This window comes from Actinoplanes sp. NPDC026623 (assembly GCF_040638275.1).
Lineage (GTDB): Bacteria > Actinomycetota > Actinomycetes > Mycobacteriales > Micromonosporaceae > Actinoplanes.
The window spans coordinates 1-20,373 of sequence record NZ_JBEZXZ010000160.1 but is presented as its reverse complement, the minus strand read 5'-3'; the positions used below and the strand labels follow the sequence as shown (position 1 = coordinate 20,373).

Annotated in this window: 21 protein-coding genes and 1 pseudogene; 11 read left to right on the top strand and 11 right to left on the bottom strand. The window is 73.0% G+C overall.

All coding sequences use genetic code 11. From position 1 onward, the window contains the following. The coding region (locus AB0F10_RS33545; RefSeq protein WP_360634365.1) for a hypothetical protein at positions 1-639 on the top strand (639 nt) is incomplete at its 5' end. 74 nt (positions 640-713) lie between these two features. On the opposite strand, the gene AB0F10_RS33540 is transcribed toward AB0F10_RS33545, so the two are convergent. Continuing rightward, complete coding sequence (locus AB0F10_RS33540; protein ID WP_360634362.1) at positions 714-995, bottom strand: chaplin family protein; 282 nt, start codon at positions 993-995, stop codon at positions 714-716. A gap of 256 nt (positions 996-1,251) precedes the next feature. On the opposite strand from AB0F10_RS33540, the gene AB0F10_RS33535 reads away from it, so the two are divergent. Both AB0F10_RS33535 and AB0F10_RS33530 read left to right on the top strand, forming a co-directional pair. Then, positions 1,252-3,279 (top strand): EAL domain-containing protein, encoded by a 2,028-nt coding sequence (locus AB0F10_RS33535; RefSeq protein WP_360634359.1) that lies wholly within the window; start codon positions 1,252-1,254, stop codon positions 3,277-3,279. After that, complete coding sequence (locus AB0F10_RS33530) at positions 3,276-4,199, top strand: ABC transporter substrate-binding protein (protein WP_360634356.1); 924 nt, start codon at positions 3,276-3,278, stop codon at positions 4,197-4,199. Before AB0F10_RS33535 ends, AB0F10_RS33530 begins: the two co-directional genes overlap by 4 nt. Before the next feature lie 18 nt (positions 4,200-4,217). Here AB0F10_RS33530 and AB0F10_RS33525 read toward each other — a convergent pair whose 3' ends face one another. From AB0F10_RS33525 to AB0F10_RS33515, 3 genes are all read right to left on the bottom strand, one after another. Beyond that, positions 4,218-4,466: a hypothetical protein gene (locus AB0F10_RS33525; RefSeq protein WP_360634353.1), complete on the bottom strand. Its 249-nt coding sequence runs from the start codon at positions 4,464-4,466 to the stop codon at positions 4,218-4,220. Positions 4,467-4,644: 178 nt separating this feature from the next. Next, entirely contained in the window at positions 4,645-5,529 is an 885-nt protein-coding gene (locus AB0F10_RS33520; protein ID WP_360634350.1) for a helix-turn-helix transcriptional regulator, read from the bottom strand. 114 nt (positions 5,530-5,643) lie between these two features. Then, entirely contained in the window at positions 5,644-6,234 is a 591-nt protein-coding gene (locus AB0F10_RS33515) for a dihydrofolate reductase family protein (RefSeq protein ID WP_360634348.1), read from the bottom strand. Between the two features lie 106 nt (positions 6,235-6,340). Here AB0F10_RS33515 and AB0F10_RS33510 point away from each other — a divergent pair, with 106 nt between their 5' ends. The 5 genes from AB0F10_RS33510 to AB0F10_RS33490 all read left to right on the top strand — a co-directional run bounded on the left by AB0F10_RS33510 (position 6,341) and on the right by AB0F10_RS33490 (position 9,185). Beyond that, positions 6,341-6,667 (top strand): STAS domain-containing protein, encoded by a 327-nt coding sequence (locus AB0F10_RS33510; protein ID WP_360634345.1) that lies wholly within the window; start codon positions 6,341-6,343, stop codon positions 6,665-6,667. Positions 6,668-6,722: 55 nt separating this feature from the next. Continuing rightward, positions 6,723-7,346, top strand: a complete 624-nt coding sequence (locus AB0F10_RS33505; protein ID WP_360634342.1) for a maleylpyruvate isomerase N-terminal domain-containing protein — start codon at positions 6,723-6,725, stop codon at positions 7,344-7,346. A 69-nt stretch (positions 7,347-7,415) separates the two neighbouring features. Then, entirely contained in the window at positions 7,416-7,763 is a 348-nt protein-coding gene (locus AB0F10_RS33500) for a hypothetical protein (protein WP_360634339.1), read from the top strand. Next, complete coding sequence (locus AB0F10_RS33495; RefSeq protein ID WP_360634336.1) at positions 7,760-8,107, top strand: hypothetical protein; 348 nt, start codon at positions 7,760-7,762, stop codon at positions 8,105-8,107. The genes AB0F10_RS33500 and AB0F10_RS33495 overlap by 4 nt, the downstream gene beginning before the upstream one ends. A 106-nt stretch (positions 8,108-8,213) precedes the next feature. Continuing rightward, positions 8,214-9,185 (top strand): ThuA domain-containing protein, encoded by a 972-nt coding sequence (locus AB0F10_RS33490; protein WP_360634333.1) that lies wholly within the window; start codon positions 8,214-8,216, stop codon positions 9,183-9,185. 6 nt (positions 9,186-9,191) lie between these two features. Here AB0F10_RS33490 and AB0F10_RS33485 read toward each other — a convergent pair whose 3' ends face one another. From AB0F10_RS33485 to AB0F10_RS33460, 6 genes are all read right to left on the bottom strand, one after another. Further along, on the bottom strand, positions 9,192-9,926 hold the full coding sequence (locus AB0F10_RS33485) for an ABC transporter ATP-binding protein (RefSeq protein ID WP_360634330.1): 735 nt from the start codon (positions 9,924-9,926) through the stop codon (positions 9,192-9,194). Beyond that, positions 9,923-11,722: a branched-chain amino acid ABC transporter ATP-binding protein/permease gene (locus AB0F10_RS33480; protein ID WP_360634327.1), complete on the bottom strand. Its 1,800-nt coding sequence runs from the start codon at positions 11,720-11,722 to the stop codon at positions 9,923-9,925. Before AB0F10_RS33480 ends, AB0F10_RS33485 begins: the two co-directional genes overlap by 4 nt. Next, positions 11,719-12,588, bottom strand: coding sequence for a branched-chain amino acid ABC transporter permease (locus tag AB0F10_RS33475; RefSeq protein WP_360634324.1), 870 nt, complete (start codon positions 12,586-12,588; stop codon positions 11,719-11,721). Before AB0F10_RS33475 ends, AB0F10_RS33480 begins: the two co-directional genes overlap by 4 nt. A gap of 63 nt (positions 12,589-12,651) precedes the next feature. Then, positions 12,652-13,794 (bottom strand): ABC transporter substrate-binding protein, encoded by a 1,143-nt coding sequence (locus AB0F10_RS33470; protein ID WP_360634321.1) that lies wholly within the window; start codon positions 13,792-13,794, stop codon positions 12,652-12,654. Positions 13,795-13,830: 36 nt separating this feature from the next. Beyond that, complete coding sequence (locus AB0F10_RS33465) at positions 13,831-15,573, bottom strand: thiamine pyrophosphate-binding protein (RefSeq protein ID WP_360634318.1); 1,743 nt, start codon at positions 15,571-15,573, stop codon at positions 13,831-13,833. After that, complete coding sequence (locus tag AB0F10_RS33460) at positions 15,570-17,048, bottom strand: aldehyde dehydrogenase family protein (protein WP_360634315.1); 1,479 nt, start codon at positions 17,046-17,048, stop codon at positions 15,570-15,572. Before AB0F10_RS33460 ends, AB0F10_RS33465 begins: the two co-directional genes overlap by 4 nt. Positions 17,049-17,263: 215 nt before the next feature. On the opposite strand from AB0F10_RS33460, the gene AB0F10_RS33455 reads away from it, so the two are divergent. Genes AB0F10_RS33455 through AB0F10_RS33445 form a run of 3 tightly spaced genes read left to right on the top strand, consistent with a single transcriptional unit; the run spans position 17,264 to position 20,064 of the window. After that, entirely contained in the window at positions 17,264-18,049 is a 786-nt protein-coding gene (locus tag AB0F10_RS33455; protein ID WP_360634312.1) for an IclR family transcriptional regulator, read from the top strand. A 30-nt stretch (positions 18,050-18,079) separates the two neighbouring features. After that, positions 18,080-19,282, top strand: a complete 1,203-nt coding sequence (locus AB0F10_RS33450; protein WP_360634309.1) for a CoA transferase — start codon at positions 18,080-18,082, stop codon at positions 19,280-19,282. Next, positions 19,252-20,064: a citryl-CoA lyase gene (locus AB0F10_RS33445; protein ID WP_360634306.1), complete on the top strand. Its 813-nt coding sequence runs from the start codon at positions 19,252-19,254 to the stop codon at positions 20,062-20,064. The genes AB0F10_RS33450 and AB0F10_RS33445 overlap by 31 nt, the downstream gene beginning before the upstream one ends. 7 nt (positions 20,065-20,071) lie before the next feature. Here AB0F10_RS33445 and AB0F10_RS33440 read toward each other — a convergent pair. Next, a pseudogene (locus AB0F10_RS33440) lies at positions 20,072-20,373 on the bottom strand (shikimate dehydrogenase); the annotation flags it as partial.

Below are 20,373 nucleotides of genomic sequence, written 5' to 3'. Positions count from 1 at the left end.
CCGCCGCCGGCGCCGTCTCAGGCCACCCGGCCGGGCCCGCTGGCCGCGCCGGCGCGGGGACGCACGGAGGCGAGCTTCGAACTGGTCAGCGACGCCGCGACGATCGACCTGCGCACCGGCGCGCTGGACGGCGACCTCTACCGGATCACCACGCCCGACGACAGCAGCGTGGCGCCGCGGGCCGCGATCGGCGACGACGGGGTCCGGCTCTTCCTCGACGACAACGGCGAGCGGGGTGACGCGGCCGTCACGGTGGTGCTCAGCGCGGACGTGCGGTGGAGCCTGCGCATCACCGGCGGGCTCAGGCGGGGGGTCTTCGACCTCGGCGGTGCCGAAGTGGACGGTGTCGACTTCGCGGGCGGCGCCGCCCGCATCGACCTCACGCTGCCGGAGCCGGACGGCACGCTGCCGGTCCGGATGACCGGCGGGGTCAACCGCTTCGAGGTCCACACCGGAGGGAGGGTGCCGGTGCGGGTCCGTACCCGGGAGGGCGCTGGCCAGGTGCGGCTCGACGGCCGTACCGACGACGGCGTGGCCCGGGGTGCCTCGTTCCTCTCCCCGGGCTGGGCGAAAAGCACGAACCGCATCGACCTGGACGCGGTGGCCGGCGTCGGCACCCTGCGCGTGGGCCGCGGCTGAACGCAGACAAAAAAAATCCGGTGGCAGGTGCCGTCGTGGGCGACGAGGCACCTGCCACCGCAGATGTTTCCAGGTCAGCGGCAGGAGGCCTGGCTAGCGCTGACGCCGAGCACCGAGACGCTGTTGCCGCAGATGTTGACGGGAACGTTGGCGTACCCGCCGTAGCCGTAGCCGCCGTAACCGTAGCCGTAGCCGCCGTACGGGTAACCGTAGTAGCTGCCGGAGTAGCTGCCGTAGCCGTAGCCGCCGTAGCACCCGTAGCCACAGGACGTGCCCGCGTTCGCGGGACCCGCCGAGAGGGCCAGCGTTGCCGCCGCCATACCGAACATGACCAGCGCGCCTCGAACAAGCTTCATGACAAACCTTTCCTTTGCGGACACTTGCAGGACTTACGTTAGCGACGGATTTAAGACCTTTTGACCGTTTTTGGAAATCACTCCACGATGGTGTCAAGAAATCCGATCCCGCCCACTCCGGGCACCCCTCCCGACCCGCCACCCCGTCGAGATCCGGCCGCCGGCCGACCCCGCACGAGTGGTTTCCGGCCGGTTGGCCCATTTTCAGCAGGGAAGTACTGCTTCAGATCGCGACGGGCCCGTCGATAGAGGGGCCATGTGGCGGCGAAGCGCGGGCAGACGGGGAGCCACCGGCTCGCGCCTGTTCCTGGCCTACGCCGCCGCGAGCCTCGTGCTGGTCCTGCTGATCGGCGCCCTGCTGGTGCGCGCCTACCGCGAGGACGCGGAGCGCCAGGGCCGGGATCAGGGCCGGGCGCAGGCCTCGGTCATCGAGGAGATGGTCGTGGCGCCCGCGCTGAAGGAGGCCGAGCTCTCCGCCGGGCTGACCGCCGCGGAGCGCGAGCGCCTGCAGGACGCGACGGACCTCGCGATCTTCCATGACTCGATCGTGCGGATGCGGGTCCGCAGCTTCACCGGCCAGGTGGTGTTCTCCGACGACGGCTCGACGGCCGGCGGCATCCTGGTCTCCAACCCCGCCTTCCGGGCGGCCGCGGTCGGCGGCACCGACGTGGCCGTGGTCGCGGACGGCCGGGGCCGGGGCCGGGGCGGCAAGATAATCCGGGTGCTCCAGCCGGTGATCGCCGGCGCGTCCGGCCAGGCGATCGGCGTCCTCGAGCTCTACCTGCCCTACCACACCATCGAGGTGCAGCTGCAGCGCCAGATGACCGTCACGTACTGGCGGCTCGGGTTCACCCTGGCGGCCCTCTACCTGCTGCTCGCGCTGATCGCCTGGTCGACCACCCGCTCGCTGCGCCGGCACGCCGCGCGCCAGGAGCACGAGGCGCTGCACGACGGCCTGACCGGGTTGCCCAACCGGGCGGCCTTCCGGGAACGGGCCAAGAGGGCGATCGACGGGGTCGCGGGCTCGGACGCCGAGGGCGCGATCGTGCTCGTCGACCTGAACCGCTTCAAGGAGGTCAACGACACCCTGGGTCACCACGCCGGCGACGAGCTGCTGAAGCTGGTCGGCTCCCGGCTCTCGCGGGCGATGCGCGCCGGCGACACGGTGGCCCGGCTGGGCGGCGACGAGTTCGGCCTGGTCCTGCCCGACCTTCCCGAGCACGCCGTGCTCGACCTGATCGAGGCCGCCCGCCGCGAACTGGTCCGCGAGACCGTGCTCGACGGCGTGTCGCTGAGCATCGAGGCCAGCTTCGGCGTCGCGCTCTACCCGCGGCACGGCACCGAGATCGAGGAGCTGCTGCAGCGCGCCGACGCCGCCATGTACCAGGGCAAGCGCGGGACGGCCGACATCGTGGTCTTCGCCGGGGACGGCGCCGCCCACCCGACGCACTGGCTGACCGTGCAGGCCGAGCTGCGCCACGCGATCGAGCGCGACGAACTGGTGCTGCACTACCAGCCCAAGATTCGCCTCGCGGACGACGAGATCGACGGGCTCGAGGCGCTGATCCGCTGGCAGCATCCGCAGCGCGGCCTGCTCCCGCCGGCGGAGTTCCTGCCGGCCGCGGAGAAGTCGGGGGTGATCGAGCTGCTCACCGGCTGGGTGCTGCGCCGCGCCCTGGCCGACCAGGCGGGCTGGACGTCGCTCGGGCAGACGTGGCCGGTGGCCGTCAACGTCTCGGCGCGCAACCTCGAGGCGCCGGGCTTCGCGAAGTCCGTCGCGGACCTGCTCGCCGAGCACGGCACACCGCCCGGCCGGTTGCTGATCGAGGTCACCGAGACCGCGCTGGCCGGCGACGCCGACACCGCGGCGCGGGCCATCGTGGAGCTGAGCGAGCTCGGCATCGGCGTCTCGGTCGACGACTTCGGCAGCGGCTACACCAGCATGTCGCAGCTGCGCTCCGTACCGGTGGCCGAGATCAAGATCGATCGGCTCTTCGTCACCGACCTGGACCGGGACCCGCAGAACCAGGCCATCGTCCGCTCGGTGATCGAGCTGGCGCACGGGCTCGGCTGCCGGGTCACCGCCGAGGGCGTGGAGACCACGCAGGTGAGCGCCTGGCTCGCCCGGTCCGGCTGCGACGCCGCACAGGGCTACCTGTTCTCGCGGCCGGCCGCCTGGCCGCACCTGCTGGACCTGTTCCTCAACCCCCGCGGCACCGGGCGCCATGCCCGGCCCGAATCCGCCGAGCCCGCTCGGCTGACCACAGGAGGTCCCCGGACATGAAGCACCTCGACAGCCGCCTGCGCTTCGCCGTGGCGGGCCTCATGCTCACCCTGGCCGCCGCCGGCTGCGGCACCACCACCGCGGCCGGCGGGCCCGGGGACGACGGCACCGCGAGCGGCGCCGCCGAATTCTCCCAGGAGATCCACGACCGGTTGCCGGAGGCCGTCCGGCGGCGCGGTGCCATCCGGCTCGCGACCGACCCCAGTTACGCGCCGATGGAGTCGTACGGCGCCGACGGCCGCACGATCATCGGCTTCGAGCCGGACCTGGCCGCCGCGCTCGGCTCGGTGACCGGCATCCGGGTGGAGATGGCCGCGGCCGACTTCGGCAGCATGATCGACGAAACGAACAACGGCACCTACGACGGCGTGCTCTCCTCGATGACCGACACCCCCGAGCGCAAGAAGAAGATCGACTTCATCGACTACTTCTCCGCCGGGCTGGCCCTGGTGGTGCAGCGCGGCAACCCGCAGGGCGTCACCGACCTCAAGGACCTCTGCGGCCAGGTGGTGGCCGTCGAGCGGGCCACCGTCCAGGTGGACATGCTGCGCCGCACGCAGCCCGCCTGCGGCGCCGACCCGATCGTCGTCCACACCTTCAAGACCAACGCGGACGCGCTGCTGCAGGTGCGGACCGGCCGCGCGGTCGCCATCCTGATCGACTACCCGCCGGCGGCCCACCTGGCGACCGACCCGCGCACCCGCGCGCAGTACCAGCTGGCGTCGACCGTGCAGTACGAGCCCGGGCTGTTCGGCATCGCGGTGGCCAAGGACAACCCCGAACTGCGCGACGCCCTGCGCGGCGCCCTCGACCAGCTCATCCGCACCGGCCGGTACGCCGATCTGCTGGAACGCTGGGGCCTGGCCAACGGGGCGGTGGCCTCGTCGTCGATCAACGCGGGAGCGGGCGCGGACGGCTGACGATGACGGCGGGCGGCGCTACGCCCGCCGGGCGGCGGGTGGCCCCTTCAGCCGGCGGCCCCGGACCAGCGCCTGCCGGCGGCCGATCTCGCGGCCGTCGACGGCGACCTCCATGCCCTCGACCTCATACCAGTTCTCGCCGTCGTAGAGCACCGGGCGGGACCAGTCGACCCGGTCGACCCTCATCGCCAGCGTCCCCGTGCCGTAGCAGTAGTCAGACTCGGCGAACCGGCTCACCGGTCGAGCCGGGCCCTGGTTGCTGTCCATAATCACTCCTCGGCCGCCGGGCCGGCCCGAGGCTGGAGAGGGAGTCGGCTGCTGCTGCACGTGCTCAAGCATGACCGTATGCGCATAGCATAAGCAAGCTCAGATGCACGTGCAGATGCACGACGAGGGAGAAAATAGTAGATCCGACAGGGCCCGCACACCCATTCGGCCGATGCGCTCATCGACTCCGGCTCGCGGCGTCCGCCAGGACCCGGGCGAGGATGTCCGCCGTGCGCTCGGGCGGCTCGGCCTCCACGCAGGCCCGTTCCATGGCGAGCGCGTAGTGGTCGACGTCGCCGGGCCTGTCGAGATAGGTCGCGCCGGTGAGCTGCTCGACGTAGACCACGTCGGGCAGCTCCGGCTCGGCGAAGCGCAGGATGGTGAAGGGGAAGCCGGGCGCCGACGGCGTGCCGCCGTCGAAGGGCACGACCTGCAGCCGTACGCCGGGCCGGCCGGCCGCCTCGAGCAACGCCTCGAGCTGTGCCCGCATGACCTCGCACCCGCCGATCGGGCGGCGCAGCACGGCCTCGTCCAGCACCGCCCAGAAGTGCGGCGGGTCCGGCCGGTCGAGGACCTGCCGGCGGCCCCGGCGCACCTCCACCCGGCGGTCGATCTCGGACGGTGACGCGCCGGAGCAGGACCGGGCGATGAGTGCGCGGGCGTACTCCTCGGTCTGCAGCAGACCGGGCACGAACTGCGTCTCGTAGGTCCGGATCCGCGTCGCCGCCTCCTCCAGGCCCAGATAGGACAGGAACCACGGCGGCACGACCTCGCCGAACCGCTGCCACCACGGCGCCGCGTTGGCACGCCGGGCCAGCGCCATCAGCGCGACGCGCTCGTCGTCGGCCACCCCGTACAGGGTGAGCAGGTCCTCGATGTCGCGTTCCTTGAACGGGACCCGGCCGAGCTCCATCCGGCTGATCTTCGATCCGGACCCGCGGATCTCCCAGCCGGCAGTGTCCCGGCCGATGCCGCGGGCCTGGCGCAGCCGGCGCAGCTGGGCGCCCAGCCTGATCCGCAGCGCCGTCGGGCCGGCGGCGCTGTCCGGGCGAGCTGGAATCATCGGTCCCTCCCGATCGGCGAACGCATCGCCCATCTGCACGTGCATACAACCGTGCAGGTTCCCCGCACAATGCGCAACCGCCCGACCGATCGATGACGGGTGCAACCCCCCGGCTCAGCCGGCCGGCCGATAGGTCGCGATGATCACGCCGGTCGTGGTGGTCACGGTCCTGGTCAGGCGCATCCCCCGGTACGCGGCGTCGCCGTCCGCGAACAGCCGCTCTCCCGTGCCGAGGATCAACGGGTGGATCGACAGCCAGTAGACGTCGACGAGGCCGGCCGCGGCGAGCGAGCGCACCAGTTCCCCGCTGCCCAGCACCACGAGGTCGCCCCCGGTCCCCCGCTTGAGCTCGGCGACCGCCGCGGTGGCCTCACCCTCGAGCAGCGACGAGTTCTCCCAGGGCAGCGGCCGGGCCGGACCGCGCGAGGCGACGTACTTGTGCTTGCGGTTGAGCACCTCGGTGTACGGGTTCCCGTCGGCCTGCCTCGACCAGAAGCCGTGGAACTGCTCGTAGGTGCGCCGGCCGAAGAGCATCGCGCCGTCCGCGCCCATGCCCCTGCTCATCGTCTCGGCGGCGACGTGGTCCGCGTACGGGCGCGCCCACCCGCCGTGCCGGAAGCCACCCCGGCGGTCCTCGTCGGCATCGCCGGGTGCCTGCATGACCCCGTCGAGGGTCAGGTTCTCCACGACCACGATCTCGCCCATGAGCCGCTCCTCCACCTGCGGAACCGGCCCCACGCCGGTCCATCACCCCTACACGATCGGGTGGCCCCCGAATCGACAACGGGCTGTCGCCGACTACGGTCTGAGGATGCCCAACGACGCCGTTGTCACCTATGAACAGATGGACGCCGACGGCTTGGTGGTCGCCGCGCTCCGCGGAGATCTCGACCTCGACCAGGCCGACGCCGTCCGGGACAGCCTGGCCGCCGCCGCGGCCGTCGCGGAATGCAACTACCTGCGCGTCGACGTCGCGGCGGTGACATTCATCGACTCGTACGCCCTGGGCGCGCTGGTCAGCGCCCGCAACGCCGCGGCGAGCCGGGGCGTGACGTTCACGCTCGCCAACCCGTCGCGGCAGGTGCGCAAGGCCGTACAGGTGACGGGCCTGAGCCACGTCTTCGGCCTGCCCGCCTGACGCCCGCGAGCCTGCTGGGCCGATGGGGCTGACGGCCTGTGAAAGATTGGTGTGCATGGACTATCGCCGGACCTTCCGCGCCGCCGCCGTCTCCTTCGCCGACCTCATCTCCCGCCTGCCCGCCGACCGCTGGGACGCGCCCGGCCTGGGCGACTGGAACCTGCGCGAACTGGTCGGCCACACGGTCAGTTCCGGGCTGCGCCGGGTGCCGGACGTGCTCGCCGCCACCGCCGAGAAGGCGGACCTCGACTCGCCGCAGGCCTACTGGGCCCTGGCCCGTTCGGTGCCGCCCGAGGTGCTCGCCGCCGCCGTCGCGGCCAACGGTGCGGACGCCCGCGAGACGGGCACCTGGCTGGGCGACGAGGCCGCCGCCCGGGTGAGCGAGCTGACCGGCCTGGCGACCGCGGCGCTGGCCGCCGTCCGCGACGACGACGTGGTCACCACCCCGGGCGGCTGCATGCTGGTCCGCGACTGGCTGCCCACCCGGACGTTCGAACTCGTCGTGCACGGCACCGACATCGCCGGGGCCGCCGGGGTGCCGTTCGAGGTCGCGCCGGAGGCCGTCGCCGAGGCGGTGACCCAGGCCGCGCAGATCGCGGCCGCCGTCGGCGACGCCACCACCGTCCTGCGCGCGCTGACGGGCCGCGCCCCGCTGCCGGACCACTTCTCCGTCGTCTGACCCGGCCCACCCGGACCGGGACAGCGGAAAGATCGACTTCGGGATAGGCTCCGCCGTCGAAGGAGCGCGGTGGAACTCATTCTCGTCCTGGAGGCGGCACCGGTCGCCCTGGTGCTGTCGATCGCCCTGGTGGTGCTGGTACGCCGGCAGGCGGCCCTCGGCCGGCGGGGTGCCGCCGCGATCGCCGGCGTGGGCGCCATGCTGATCCTGCCCATCATCGACATCGTGCTCACCGTCCTCCGTCTCCAGGGCCTTCGATCCGTATCCGCAGGTGGGCCCTGGGCCGATCTGTGGTGGATCGATCTCGTGAACCTCATGCTGCTGCCCGCGAAGCTGGCCGCGTTCCCCCTGCTCGTGTGGGCGGTCCTCGCCGGCCGGAGCCCGCGCCGCGCCGGCGACCCGGCGGTGGCACCGTGAGCCACGTCGCCGGACTGCTTCCCGACGTCGTCTGGGTGGCGGCCATCCTGATCGGCCTGGCGCTGTCGATCGGGTGGCGGCACCGCCTGGGCGCGGCCAAGGCGCCGGCGATCGCCGGGTTCGCGATCCTGCTCGCCGGCGACGCCGCCAACCTGGGGTGGCGCCCTGAGGTCCCGCCGACGGCGACCCCCTCGATGGATGCGCTCGACCTGCTGGCGGCGTACCCGGCCGCGGACCTCCTCATCGCGGTCGCGCTGATCGCCGCGTACCCGGTCGGTCTCGGGCTTCTCGTGCTCGCCGTGCTGCGCGGGAAGGCCCCGAGCGGCGGCGAAACCACGCCGTAGCGGTGTCGTGACCTGTTGCTCCACAAGGGAGACCGGCCTACGGTGAGGCTAGTCAAAATGGTCCGTGTGGTCCATCTAGCGGACCGTTCACCGAACGGAGTCCCCGATGACCCCTTCCCGACCCCGCCCGCCGGCGCCGCTCGCCGCGGCGGTCGCCGTCCTGCTCGCCCTCGCCGCCGCGTTCCTGCTCGGCAGCGCCCGCTCGCCCGCCGCCGACCGTAACGGCGCACAGGAACTCGGCGACCCCGACTACGGCGTCTGCCGCGGCACCGATCCCCGCTGCTACCACGACTGGGGCAACGCCGACCCGGCCGCCGGCTACCGGGTGCTGCTCTACACCCGTACGGCCGGGCCCCGGCACGGCAACCTCGGTCCCGCGCTGGCCGCCGGGCTGAACCCGCCGCTGGTCGCGGCCAACGTGGTGCAGAACGGCGTCGTCGCGCTCGGGCGCGACAACGGCTTCGCGGTCGACTGGACCGAGGACGTCACCCGGCTGGCGTCGCCCGCCAACCTGTTCCGCTACCAGGCGGTCATCTTCTTCAGCACCTCCCGGGACACCCTGGACGACGCCGCGCAGACCTCGTTGCGGCAGTACCTCCGCGGCGGCGGCGGCTTCGTCGGCGTGCACAACGCCTTCGGCACCGAATACAACTGGTCCTGGTACGAGGGCCTGCTCGGCGGCGCCAACTACTACGACCACGGGCCGGAGCAGAACGGCGTCGTGCGGACCGCCGACCGCCGGGACTCCTCCACCGCCGCGCTGCCGCGCCGCTGGGAGTTCCGGGACGAGTGGTACAACCTGGTGCCGTTCCCCTCGCGGGTCCGCGTCCTGGCCACCGTCGACGAATCGACGCTGGCCGAGGGGGTGACCGGCGGCTCCGGGCATCCCGGACACGGGGCGAACCACCCGGTGGCCTGGTGCCAGTACTACGACGGCGGCCGGGCCTGGCTGACCACGCTGGGCCACGACGGCGGGCTGTTCGCCGAGGACTCCACGGTGCCCGGCGCGGCGCTGTTCCGCAGCATGCTCCTGGGCGGCATCACCTCGGCGATGGGCCGGGAGCCGTTCTGCCGCTGAACCCGCTCACAACCCCAGATAGATCCGCCGCACCTGCGGGTCGTGCCGCAGCTTCGCCGACGTGCCGGTCATCGCCACCTCCCCGTTCTCCACCACGAGGCAGGTGGCGGTGGCCTCGAAGGTGAGCTTCGCGTTCTGCTCCACCAGCAGCATGCTCAGCCCCTCGCGGCCGAGGCGCTGCAGCACCGCGACGATGTCCTCGATCAGCTTCGGGGACAGTCCCATCGACGGCTCGTCCAGCAGCAGCAGCCGGGGCCGCGACATCAGCGCCCGGCCGATCGCCAGCATCTGCTGCTGGCCGCCGGACAGCGCCCCGGCCAGCCGGCCGCGCATCTGGGCGAGCACCGGGAACAGCTCGTAGACCTCGCCCAGCCCGGCGCGGACCCCGGCGTCCCAGCGCCGGGCGTACGCGCCGAGCAGCAGGTTCTTCTCGACGGTCAGCCCCGCGAAGACGTGCCGCCCCTCGGGCACGTACCCGATGCCGTGCCGGACCATGTCGCGGGCCGCGACCCGGCTCAGGTCGACGTCGCCGAGCCGCAGCGCCGAGACCGTACGCGGAACCAGGCCCATGATGGCCTTCAGCGTGGACGTCTTGCCGGCGCCGTTCGCCCCGATGACGCCGACCGCCTGCCCGGCCGGCACCTCGAAGCTGACGTCGCGGACCGCGCAGACGCCGCCGTAGTGCACGGTCAGGCCGCTGACGGTCAGCGCCGCCGTGGCCGTGGTGGTCGCCGTGCTCACCGGTTCACCTCCGAGGGGAGTTCGACGTCGTCGGCGGACATGGAGTCGCCGAGGTACGCCTCGATGACCGCGGGCGCCGCGGCGACCTGCGCCGGGCTGCCCTCGGCGATGACGACGCCGCCGGCCAGCACGGTGATCCGCTCGCAGAGCGACATCACCAGGCCCATGTTGTGCTCGATGACGACCACGGTGACGCCGCTGTCGCGGATCGACCGGACCATCTCGCCCAGCCGACGCACCTCGTCGCCGTTGAGGCCCGCGGCGGGCTCGTCGAGCAGCAGCAGCCGGGGCCGGGCGGCCACCGCCCGGGCGATCTCGACCCGGCGCTGGGTGCCGTACGGCAGCGACCGCGGCGGAAGCGCCGCGAAGCCGGTCAGGCCGTAGCGCTCGAGCACCTCGTCGGCCCGCCCGCGCAGCCGGCGGTCGCGGCGCAGCACGCTCAGCGGGCTGAAGACGTACCGCCAGCCGTCGACGGTGCGGCTGCGGTCCAGCGCGACCAGGACGTTCTCCCGGACGGTGAGGTCGCCGAACAGGCGCAGGTTCTGGAAGGTGCGCGCGATCCCGGCCCGGGCCAGCCGGTACGGGGCCAGCCCGGTCACGTCGCGGGCGTCGAACTCGACGCGGCCGCCGGTCGGCCGGTACAGCCCGCTGACCACGTTGAACAGCGTGGTCTTGCCGGACCCGTTGGGGCCGACGATGCCGCGGATCTCACCCCGGCGCACGGTCAGCGACACGCCGCCGAGCGCCTTGAGGCCGCGGAACCGCATGTGCACGTCGTCGACGCGCAGCACCGGCGGGGCGTCCGCGGGCGGTGCTTCGCTCTGCCCGTACGGCTGGAACGGTTTGAGCTGGGCCGCGACGGCGCCGCGCCGGCCCCGGGCGGCCCGGATCCGGGCGGGCAGCCCGGCCAGGCCGGTGGGCGCGAAGACCACGGTCAGCACGACGACCGTGCCGTAGGCGACCTGCGCGTAGGTCGGATGGTCGACCAGCAGCTCGCGCACCACGGAGAGCGCGACGGCACCGACCACGCAGCCGATCAGGCTCTGCCGCCCGCCGATGATGACCATCGCGAGCAGCAGGAACATGCCGGCGATGCCGAACGACTCCGGTGCCACGTACCGGATCAGGCCCGCGTAGAGCACGCCCGCGACGCCGCCGTAGACGCTGGCGAGCAGGAACGCGGTCATCCGCAGCATCGGCACCTCGGCGCCGAGCGCGCCGGCGGCCAGGGCGTCGTCGCGCATCGCCCGCATCCGCCGGCCCAGCCCGGTCCGCACCACGAACAGTCCGAAGAGGAGCCCGCCGGCCAGGACGATCAGCTCGAGGTAGTAGAAGAGGTACTCGTTGGACAGGTCGACGCCCGGCAGCGTCGGCACCGGGATGTTGGAGATGCCCTCCGCGCCGCCCGCCACCTGGGCGTTGGTCACCCAGTTGGTGAACGCCAGGGCCAGGCCGAGCGTGACGATGCCCAGGTAGTGCGACTGGATCCGCAGCGCCGGGGTGCCGACGAGCAGCCCCATCGCCGCGGTCGCCGCGACCGCGAGTACCGCCGAGACCCAGAATCCGAGGCCGGCCCGGGTGGTGAGGATGGCCGTCGCGTACGCGCCGACGCCGAAGAACGCCACCTGGGCGAGGTTGACCTGCCCGGCGACGCCCATGGCCAGGCCCAGCCCGACGGCCAGCAGCGCGAAGATGATGATGACGTTGACGACGTGGATGGCGTACGTGTCCAGCCCGTACGGCAGCAGCCAGGCCGCCACGGCGAGCGCCGCGAATCCCGCGATCCGGTACCTCATGCCCGGTTCACCGTCCGCTCGCCGAAGATGCCGGTCGGCCGGATCATGATGATCATCGTGAAGACCAGGAAGGTGACCAGCTCCGAGTAGCCCTGGAAGTGCCCGGCGGTGAAGCCGTCCAGCACCCCGATGGCCAGCCCGCCGATGACGGCGCCCGGGATGCTGCCGAAGCCGCCGAGGATGGCGGCCGCGAAGCCCTTGATGCCGAGCGCGCCGCCCATCGCCGGGCTGACGTAGAGCAGCGGCCCGACCAGGCCGCCGGCCAGCGCGGCCAGCCCGGCGCCGATCATGAACGCGGTCGCGTTGCTGCGGCCCACGTGGATGCCGACCGCGGTGGCCGCCTCGTGGTCCATGGCGACGGCCTGCATCGCCGCGCCGCGCTTGGTGCGGGACAGGAAGAAGACCAGCAGGACCGTCGCGGTCGCCGCGATCGCCAGGACCACCAGGTCGTAGGTGCGGATCCGGACGCCGAACAGGTCGATCGGCGCGCCCGGCACCGGCGAGGGCACGGCGCGCCCGGTCGCTCCCCAGATCATGATGATCAGCGCCTCGAGCACGATGCCGAAGCCGATGGTGCCGATCAGCATGAGGTCGAAGTCCTTGTTCTCGAGGGGGCGCAGCACCCGCTCGATCACCAGGCCGATCGCGCCGGTCAGCAGGATCGCGACGGCCATCGACAGCACGAACGGCAGCCTGCTCGACAGGTAGAAGGTCGACGCGAGGTAGGCGCCGACCGTGACGACGTTGCCGTGCGCGAAGTTGACCAGGCCCATGGTGCGGTAGACGAGCGAGAAGCCCAGCGCCACCAGGGCGTAGATGGCGCCGAGACTCAGCCCGCCGATGAACGTCTGTAGAAAGACCTGCATGGCTCTCCCTGAAAGGACGGCGGGCCCGGCGGCCGGGGAGCCGGCCGCCGGGGAGGGTTGCGGTCAACCGGCGGCGGCGACCAGTTTTCCGCCCTTGATGGTGCCGATCGAGGTGGCGAAGATGCCGACACCGGTCTGGTCGAACGCGAAGCTGCCGAGCAGGCCCTGGTATCTGGTGGCCCGGATGGCGTCGGCGAGCTCCTTGCCGGTGGCCACGTTGCTGGTCTTCATCGCGGTGAGCATGATCTGGGTGCCGTCGTAGGCCTTCGCGCCGTGCAGCTCGGCCTCCTCGTGGTAGGCCGCCTGGTACGCCGCGGCGAACGCCCGGGAGGCCTCGCTGATGTCGTTGCTCAGGTACGGCGAGCTCACGATGGTGCCCTCGGCGTTGGCGGCGCCCGCGGTGTCCAGGAAGACCGGGGTGCCCTGCGGCGCGGCGCCGGCGAACGGCACCGTGATGCCCAGGTCGCGGGCCTGCTTGACGATCAGGCCGGACTCCACCTCCTCGGCACCCAGGAAGATGATCTTCGGATTCTTCTGCCGGATCGTGGTGAGCGCGGCGCTGAAGTCCTTCTGATCGGCGGTGACCACCTGATCGGCGACCGGGGTGACGCTGCGCGACGCGAGCGCCTTGGTGAAGGCGTCGTGCTCGCCCTTGCCGTACGAGCCGTTGTTGGTGATCATCGCGATGCTCTTGATGCCCTGCTTGTCGACGATGTACTTCGCGAGCGTCTCGTCGTAGGTGGTGCTGGTCGGCCCGTTCAGGAAGAGGAACTCGCTGCCGACGGCCACCAGGCCCGGCGACTGGCCGGACGTGATGTTGGGGATGCCGGCGCTCTTGAGGGTGGGCGCCATGGCGATGGTGACCGCGCTCTCCGCGGTGCCGATCATCGCGATGTGACCCTCGCTGTCGATCTTGCGGGCCAGGTTGGTGCCGGTGGTCGGGTCGCCCTGATCGTCGAAGACGTCCAGCTGGATCTGCCGGCCGTTGATGCCGCCCTTGGCGTTCCACTCGGACACGGCCAGCTTGGCGCCCTTGAGCTCCCACGCGCCGAGCGAGCTGAGCTGCCCGCTCTGCGCGTCGACCAGGGCGATCTTGATGGGCCCGGAGTCGTCTCCGGCGGAGTCCTTGTCACCGCCGGGAGCGCTGCAGCCGGCGGCCAGGACGACGGCCAGGACCGCGGCGACGGCGGTGCGGAGTCGGGTCATGTGCATCTCACCTCATCTGTGGATTTGGCGCGCTGATCACTCGAAGACCCCTTGGTAGATGTCCTTGATGTTCCAGTGCCCGGGGGTCGGCACCGGCTCGTTGACCATCGGTACGTCGATGACCGCCGGGCGGCGGCGCTCGATGGCCGCCGCGAGCGCGACGAGGAGCTCGCCCGGCTCGCCGACCAGGTAGCCGTCGGCGCCGCAGGCGCGGGCCAGGGCGGCGAAGTCCGGGCTGTACGGCTGACCGTCCGGGCCGGTGAAGTCGCAGCCGTAGCTGCGGCCGAAGTAGGTCGACTGCAGGTCGGAGATGGTGCCGTGGGCCCGGTTGTTCATCACCAGGAAGATCACCGGCAGGCCCCGCTCGACCGCCATCGGCAGGGCCGGCAGCTGCGCGCTCATCCCGCCGTCCCCGATGAGCGCGAGCACCACCCGATCGGGCTGGGCGATCTGCACGCCCAGCGCGGCCGCCGGCCCGAAGCCCATCGTGGACGCGCCGCCCGGGGTGATGAACCGGCCCTCGGCGGGCAGCGGGTAGCACTGCGCGACGCCGTTCTTGTTCCAGCCCACGTCGGTCACCAGCACCGCGTCCGCCGGCAGCGCGGCGCGCACGTCGGCGAGGATCCGCTCGGGGCGCAGCGGGAACGCCGCGCTGCGGCCGCGCTCGGCGCTGGCCGCGAACAGCTCGGTGCGTGCCTTGCGTATCCGCTCGCGCAGGTCGGGCCGGGCGACCCGCTCGGGGTGCCGCCCGCGGACGGCCCGCTCGATCGCGGTGACGGCGAGCCCCGCGTCGGCGACCACGCCGATCTCGACCGGGTAGTTGCGGCCGATCTCCGCCGGGTCGATGTCGATCTGGATCAGGCGCGAGGGCGGAAAACTCCACGTGTACGCCGGATTCCACGAACTCGCGTCGGTCTCGGCGAACCGGGTCCCGATGGCCAGCACCACGTCGGCGTCGCGGGCGTAGTCGTTGGTGACCTCGAGCCCCCAGAAACCCGTCATGCCGAGCACGAGCGGGTGCTCGTCGGGCAGCGCGCCCTTGGCCATCAGCGAGTGCGCGACCGGGATGTCGAGATGCTCGGCGAGGTCCAGCAGCGCCCGCCGGCCCGCGTCGCCGCCGAGGCCGCCGCCGAGATAGATCAGCGGGCGCTCGGCACCGGTCAGCAGCGCGGCGATCCGGTCCGCGTCGGGCTGCGGCAGGCCGGGGCGGGTGGCGTGGACGACCAGCGGGCGGCCGTCGGCGTGGGCGGCGGGCAGCGGCCGGGAGAACAGGTCCATCGGCACGTTGAGCAGGACCGCGCCGGGGCGGCCGGAGGTGGCGGTCCAGAAGGCCCGCTCGGTGAACCGGGGCAGGTCCTCGGCCCGCCGCACGTGCCAGGCGCGCTTGACGAACGGGCGGTACACGGCCGTCTGGTCCGCGTCCGCGTGCAGGTTGATCTCCTGGTGCGGGTGGCGGCCGTGCAGATAGGACGGTATGTCGCCGGCGATGGCGACCAGTGGCACCGAGTCCAGCGCGGCCGTGGCCACGCCGGTCACCGCGTTCAGCATGCCGGGGCCGACGTGCGTCAGCAGCACGCCGGGCCGGCCGGTGGCGCGGGCGTAGCCGTCCGCGGCGTGCGCGGCGGTCTGCTCGTGGCGGCCGATGACGAACTCGATGCCGCTGCGGCCGATCGCGTCCAGCAGGGCGATGTTGGTGTGCCCGCAGGTGCCGAAGACGTACTCGACGCCGTAGGAGGCGAGCTGGCGTACCAGGACGTCGGCGGCGGTGTGCTCGGTCATTGTTCACCCCAGACGGAGAGGCCCCGCAGCAGCAGGGTCTTGACCACGGTGTATTCGTCGACCATGTGCCGCGGCGACTCACGGCCGAAGCCGGAGTCCTTGACGCCGCCGAACGGCACGTGGTCGAGCCGGAAGTTGGACGAGCCGTTGACGATCAGGCCGCCGACCTCCAGCTCCCGCCAGGCCGTGAGGATCCGGCCGATGTCGCGGGTGAACAGGCCGGCCTGCAGGCCGTAGCGGCTGGTGTTGCACGCCGCGAGCACGGCGTCGAACCGGTCGTACGGCAGCACCGAGACCAGCGCGCCGAAGACCTCCTGGGTGACCACCTCGGCGTCCTCGCGAGGCCCGGCGACCACGGTCGGCGCGACCGTGGCGCCGTCGCGGGTGCCGCCCACGGTGATGACGGCCCCACCGGCGGCGGCCGCGGCGGCCCAGGAGACCACCCGCTCGGCGGCCCGCTCGTCCACCATCGTGCCGACGTCGGTCGCCGGATCGAGCGGATCGCCGACCCGCAGCGCCGCCGCCTCGGCGGTGAACGCCGCGACGAACTCGTCGTAGCGCGACGAGTGCACGTAGACGCGCTGCACCGAGATGCAGCTCTGCCCGGAGTTGCTGTAGCCGGTCCGGGCGCAGACCCGGGCGGCCTCGGCGAGGTCCGCGTCCTCGCAGACGATGGTGGCGGCGTTGCCGCCGAGCTCGAGCACGAGGCGCTTGGCGCCGGCCGCGCGGGCGACGGCGGCACCGGTGGCGGCGCTGCCGGTGAAGCTGATGACGCCGATCTCCGGCGCCGCGCAGAGCGCCGCGCCGACCTCCGCACCGCCGTGCAGCAGCTGCACCGCCTCGGCGGGCGCGCCGGCCTCGAGCAGCAGGGCGACCACCGCGGCGGTGACCGCGGGCGCCTGCGGCGGCGCCTTGACGATCGTGGTGTTGCCGGCGGCGAACGAGGCGCCCAGCTTGTGCGCGAGCAGGTTGGCCGGGGCGTTGAACGGGGTGATCGCGAGGGCCACCCCGGCCGGCGCCCGGTAGGTGAGCGCGGTGTTGCCGATGCCGCGCTCCCAGCCGGCGACCGGGAGCATGTCGCCGCCGATCCGGCGGGCCTCGGCGGCGCAAACGGCGAGGGTGTCGGCCACCCGGTCGAGCTCGCCGAGCCCGTCGCGCACCGGTTTGCCGAGCTCCAGGGCGAGCAGGCCGGCGATCTCGCCGCGCCGGGCGGCGGTCAGCCGGGACGCGTTCTCCAGGATTCCGGCCCGGGTCGCGGGCGCCATCCGGGCGACGGTTTTCGCGCTGTTCTGGGCGTATCGAACCGCCGTGCGGACCTCGGCGTCGCCCGCGACCCGGGCCCTGCTGACCACCGACCCGGTGTAGGGACCGATCCGCTCCGCGACGCTCCCGTCACCACCCCAGGCGCCCGCGAGCAAGGAAGGAGCGTCGGCGGCGGCGCCGGACCCCGCCGCCTTGAGTATCGCGTCGAGCATCGGCTGCACTCCCTCGGGGCGATCCACTAGATGGACCATCAGGCGGTATATTGGACCACTGTGCGGACTAGGTGTAACGTACGGGCGACCGCTGCTTCCTGGCAATAGCGCGAGTCGGAAAAGTTACCGCCCGCTGAACCGGGTAGCCGGGCGGCAGAATCGGGCTGCCCGTGAACCGTGTCGGCGCCGCGTCCGGCGCCAGGAAGTGAGGAACCGTGCAGCCCACCGAGACCCGGGAGACAGGGTCGGAGACCCACGGCGTCCGCAGCGTCCAGCGCGCGCTGGACATCCTGTCGCTGCTCACCGAGGAACGGCCGCTGATCACCATCCGGGACGCCGTGGCGGCCACCGGGCTCGCCAAGACAACCGTCATCCGTCTCATTCAGACGCTCGAACAGATCGGCCTGCTCTGGGCCACCAGCACCGGCTACATGGCGGGCCCCGGGCTCTGGCGCTGGGCGCACCTCGCGCGCAGCAGCTGGGAGCTGCCGCCGGAGACCAAGCGGATGATGCGCGACCTCGCCGCCCGCGACCGGGAGACGGTGAACGTCTACGTCGCCCGCGACATCGTCCGGGTCTGCATCGCCCAGCAGGAGAGCCCGCAGCCGCTGCGGCACGTCGTGCACATCGGCGACGAGCTGCCGCTCTGGGCCGGCGCCTCCGCCAAGGTGCTGCTGCGCAACGCGAGCCCGGCCCTGCTCGCCCGGGTCGCGCGCTCCTCCCCGTACGGCGAGGGCCACGCCCGCCGCCTGCAGGAGTGGATCGACGAGGCCGCGCTGCTCGGCCACGCGGTCAGCCACGGCGAGCGCGAGGAGGGCCTGACCGCCGTCGCGGTGCCGATCCTCGGGCGCTCCGGCACGGTCGTGGCGGCGCTGAGCCTGAGCGGGCCGACCCTGCGCTTCACCGACGAACGGATCGACACCTTCGCGCGCGACCTGAAGGAGGTGGCCCAGCGGATGGCCGAGCGCGGCTTCGACCACCCGCTCGGCTCGTCGTTCTGATCGCCGCACCTCGCGGAAGGACCCATGCCCATGCACGAGCGACCACTGTCCGGCGTCCGGGTGCTCGACCTGACGAACGTGCTCGCCGGGCCGTACTGCAGCTATCACCTGATGCTGCTCGGCGCCGAGGTCGTCAAGGTGGAGCTGCCCGGACAGGGCGACCTGGCCCGGCGCCTCGGCCCCGACCCGGCGCTGAACTCCGCCGGGCTGGGCGCCTCCTTCCTGGCGCAGAACGCCGGGAAGAAGTCGATCGAGCTGGACCTCAAGGACGCCGCCGACCGGGAGTCCTTCGCCGGGCTCGTCGCCGGCGCCGACGTGCTGCTGGAGAACTTCCGGGCCGGCGTGCTGGGCCGCCTCGGCTACGACCCGCAGCGGCTGCGGGCGATGAACCCCGGGCTGATCTACTGCGCGATCACCGGCTTCGGCCAGGCGGGCCCGATGAGCCAGGCGCCCGCCTACGACCAGATCATCCAGGGGCTGTCCGGGATGATGAGCATCACCGGCACCCCCGAGTCGGCGCCGCTGCGCGTCGGCTTCCCGATCTGCGACACCGTCGGCGGCCTGACCGCGGCGCTGGCGATCTGCGCCGCCCTCGCCGGGCGCGGGCCCGGCGGGCCGGGCTGCTTCCTCGACGTGTCCATGCTGGAGGCTTCCGTCTCCGCGATGGGCTGGGCGGTCTCCAACTACCTGGTCAGCGGCGTCGCGCCGGAGCCGACGGGGGATCAAAACGCCACCGCCGCGCCGTCCGGGACCTTCGACGCCGCCGACGGCCCGCTGAACATCGCCGCGAACCGGCAGGAGCAGTTCGAGACGCTGTGCCGGCTGATCGGGCGCCCCGGGCTCTGCACCGATCCGCGGTTCGCCGGGCGCGAGTCGCGCAAGGAGCATCGCGACGCGCTGAACCGCGAGATCAACGAGGCGCTGGCCGCCCGGCCGGCGGCCGACTGGGAACGGATCCTCGCCGCGGCGGGCGTTCCGGCCGCCCGCATACTCACCGTGCCGCAGGCCGTCGGGTCCGCGCAGGCCGCCGGCCGCGGATTCATCAGCGAGCTGCCCTTCCCCGAGGGCGCGGCGCCCGCCGCCGCCGGCCCGCTGCGGGTGACCGGCAACGGGGTGCTCTTCGACGGCGAACAGTTCGCGCCGCCCGCGCCGCCGCCCGCGCTGGGCGAGCACAACGCCGACCTGCCCGGCCTGCTGACCCGGTGGCGTGCCGCGGCCGGGGCACCGCGATGACCGGCGACGGCACCCGCGACGAGGTCGCCGGGTGGTGGGCGACGGCGATCAGCCGCATCGAACCCGGCGTCATCGAGCTGCGCGGGCGCCCGGTGCAGGACCTCATCGGCACGACCGGGCTGACCGGCATGATCTGGCTGATGCTGCGCGGCGACCTGCCGGCGCCGCGCGAGTCCGCGCTGCTGGAGGCCGCCCTGGTGGCCGGGGTCGACCACGGCCCGCAGGCGCCGTCGATCGCGATCGCCCGGATGGCGGCCACCTGCGGCGTCGGGCTGAACAACGCCGTCGCCAGCGGGGTCAACGTGCTGGGCGACGTGCACGGCGGCGCCGGCGAGCAGTGCGTCGCGCTGCTGGACGAGATCTGCGAGACCGGCGACGCCGCCGCCGTGGTCGCCCGGTGGCGGGAGCGCTCGCCCTACCTGCCGGGGTTCGGCCATCGCTTCCACCCGGTGGATCCGCGCCGGGGGCCGCTGCTGGCGCTGGTGGACGACGCGGTGCGCGACGGCGTCGTCGCCGGGCGGCACCTGGCGGCGGCCCGCGCGATCGAGGAGCTGCTGAACGCGCGGGCGGGACGGCACGTGCCGATGAACATCGACGGCGCCACCGCGGTCATCTACGCCGAGCTCGGCTTCCCGGCGCCGCTGGCCCGGGGCCTGTTCGTGCTCAGCCGCAGCGTCGGCATCCTCGCCCACGCGTGGGAGGAGACCCAGCAGGGCCGCCGGATCAAGGGGCCGATCCCGCCGTCGATCCTGCCCGCCTATCTCGGTCGGGACCCCGGCTGAGCCGGCCCTACGCACGGCTGCCTCGCCCGGCCGGCGCGGTCAGGGCCGCGAAGTGCCGGAGCATCCGGCCGACCTGCGGCGGGCGGCCGGTGAACAGCCGGAACGCCTCCGCGGCCTGGTGCACGACCATGCCGCCGCCGTCGAGCGTGCGGCAGCCGGCCGCCCGCGCCGCGCGCAGCAGGCCGGTCTCCAGCGGCCGGTAGATGACGTCGGCGACCCAGAGCCCCGGGCTCAGCAGCTCGGCCGGCACGGGCAGGCCCGGGTGCTGCTCCATGCCCACCGGGGTGGCGTTGATCAGGCCGTCGGCGC

Coding starts and splice junctions, on each gene's coding strand:
- AB0F10_RS33490 (WP_360634333.1), top strand. CDS start 8,214: ATGACCCCTTCCCGACCCCGCCCGCCGGCGCCGCTCGCCGCGGCGGTC.
- AB0F10_RS33515 (WP_360634348.1), bottom strand. CDS start 6,234: ATGGGCGAGATCGTGGTCGTGGAGAACCTGACCCTCGACGGGGTCATG.
- AB0F10_RS33465 (WP_360634318.1), bottom strand. CDS start 15,573: ATGACCGAGCACACCGCCGCCGACGTCCTGGTACGCCAGCTCGCCTCC.
- AB0F10_RS33510 (WP_360634345.1), top strand. CDS start 6,341: ATGCCCAACGACGCCGTTGTCACCTATGAACAGATGGACGCCGACGGC.
- AB0F10_RS33450 (WP_360634309.1), top strand. CDS start 18,080: ATGCACGAGCGACCACTGTCCGGCGTCCGGGTGCTCGACCTGACGAAC.
- AB0F10_RS33520 (WP_360634350.1), bottom strand. CDS start 5,529: ATGATTCCAGCTCGCCCGGACAGCGCCGCCGGCCCGACGGCGCTGCGG.
- AB0F10_RS33535 (WP_360634359.1), top strand. CDS start 1,252: ATGTGGCGGCGAAGCGCGGGCAGACGGGGAGCCACCGGCTCGCGCCTG.
- AB0F10_RS33460 (WP_360634315.1), bottom strand. CDS start 17,048: ATGCTCGACGCGATACTCAAGGCGGCGGGGTCCGGCGCCGCCGCCGAC.
- AB0F10_RS33505 (WP_360634342.1), top strand. CDS start 6,723: ATGGACTATCGCCGGACCTTCCGCGCCGCCGCCGTCTCCTTCGCCGAC.
- AB0F10_RS33475 (WP_360634324.1), bottom strand. CDS start 12,588: ATGCAGGTCTTTCTACAGACGTTCATCGGCGGGCTGAGTCTCGGCGCC.
- AB0F10_RS33480 (WP_360634327.1), bottom strand. CDS start 11,722: ATGAGGTACCGGATCGCGGGATTCGCGGCGCTCGCCGTGGCGGCCTGG.
- AB0F10_RS33530 (WP_360634356.1), top strand. CDS start 3,276: ATGAAGCACCTCGACAGCCGCCTGCGCTTCGCCGTGGCGGGCCTCATG.
- AB0F10_RS33525 (WP_360634353.1), bottom strand. CDS start 4,466: ATGGACAGCAACCAGGGCCCGGCTCGACCGGTGAGCCGGTTCGCCGAG.
- AB0F10_RS33470 (WP_360634321.1), bottom strand. CDS start 13,794: ATGACCCGACTCCGCACCGCCGTCGCCGCGGTCCTGGCCGTCGTCCTG.
- AB0F10_RS33540 (WP_360634362.1), bottom strand. CDS start 995: ATGAAGCTTGTTCGAGGCGCGCTGGTCATGTTCGGTATGGCGGCGGCA.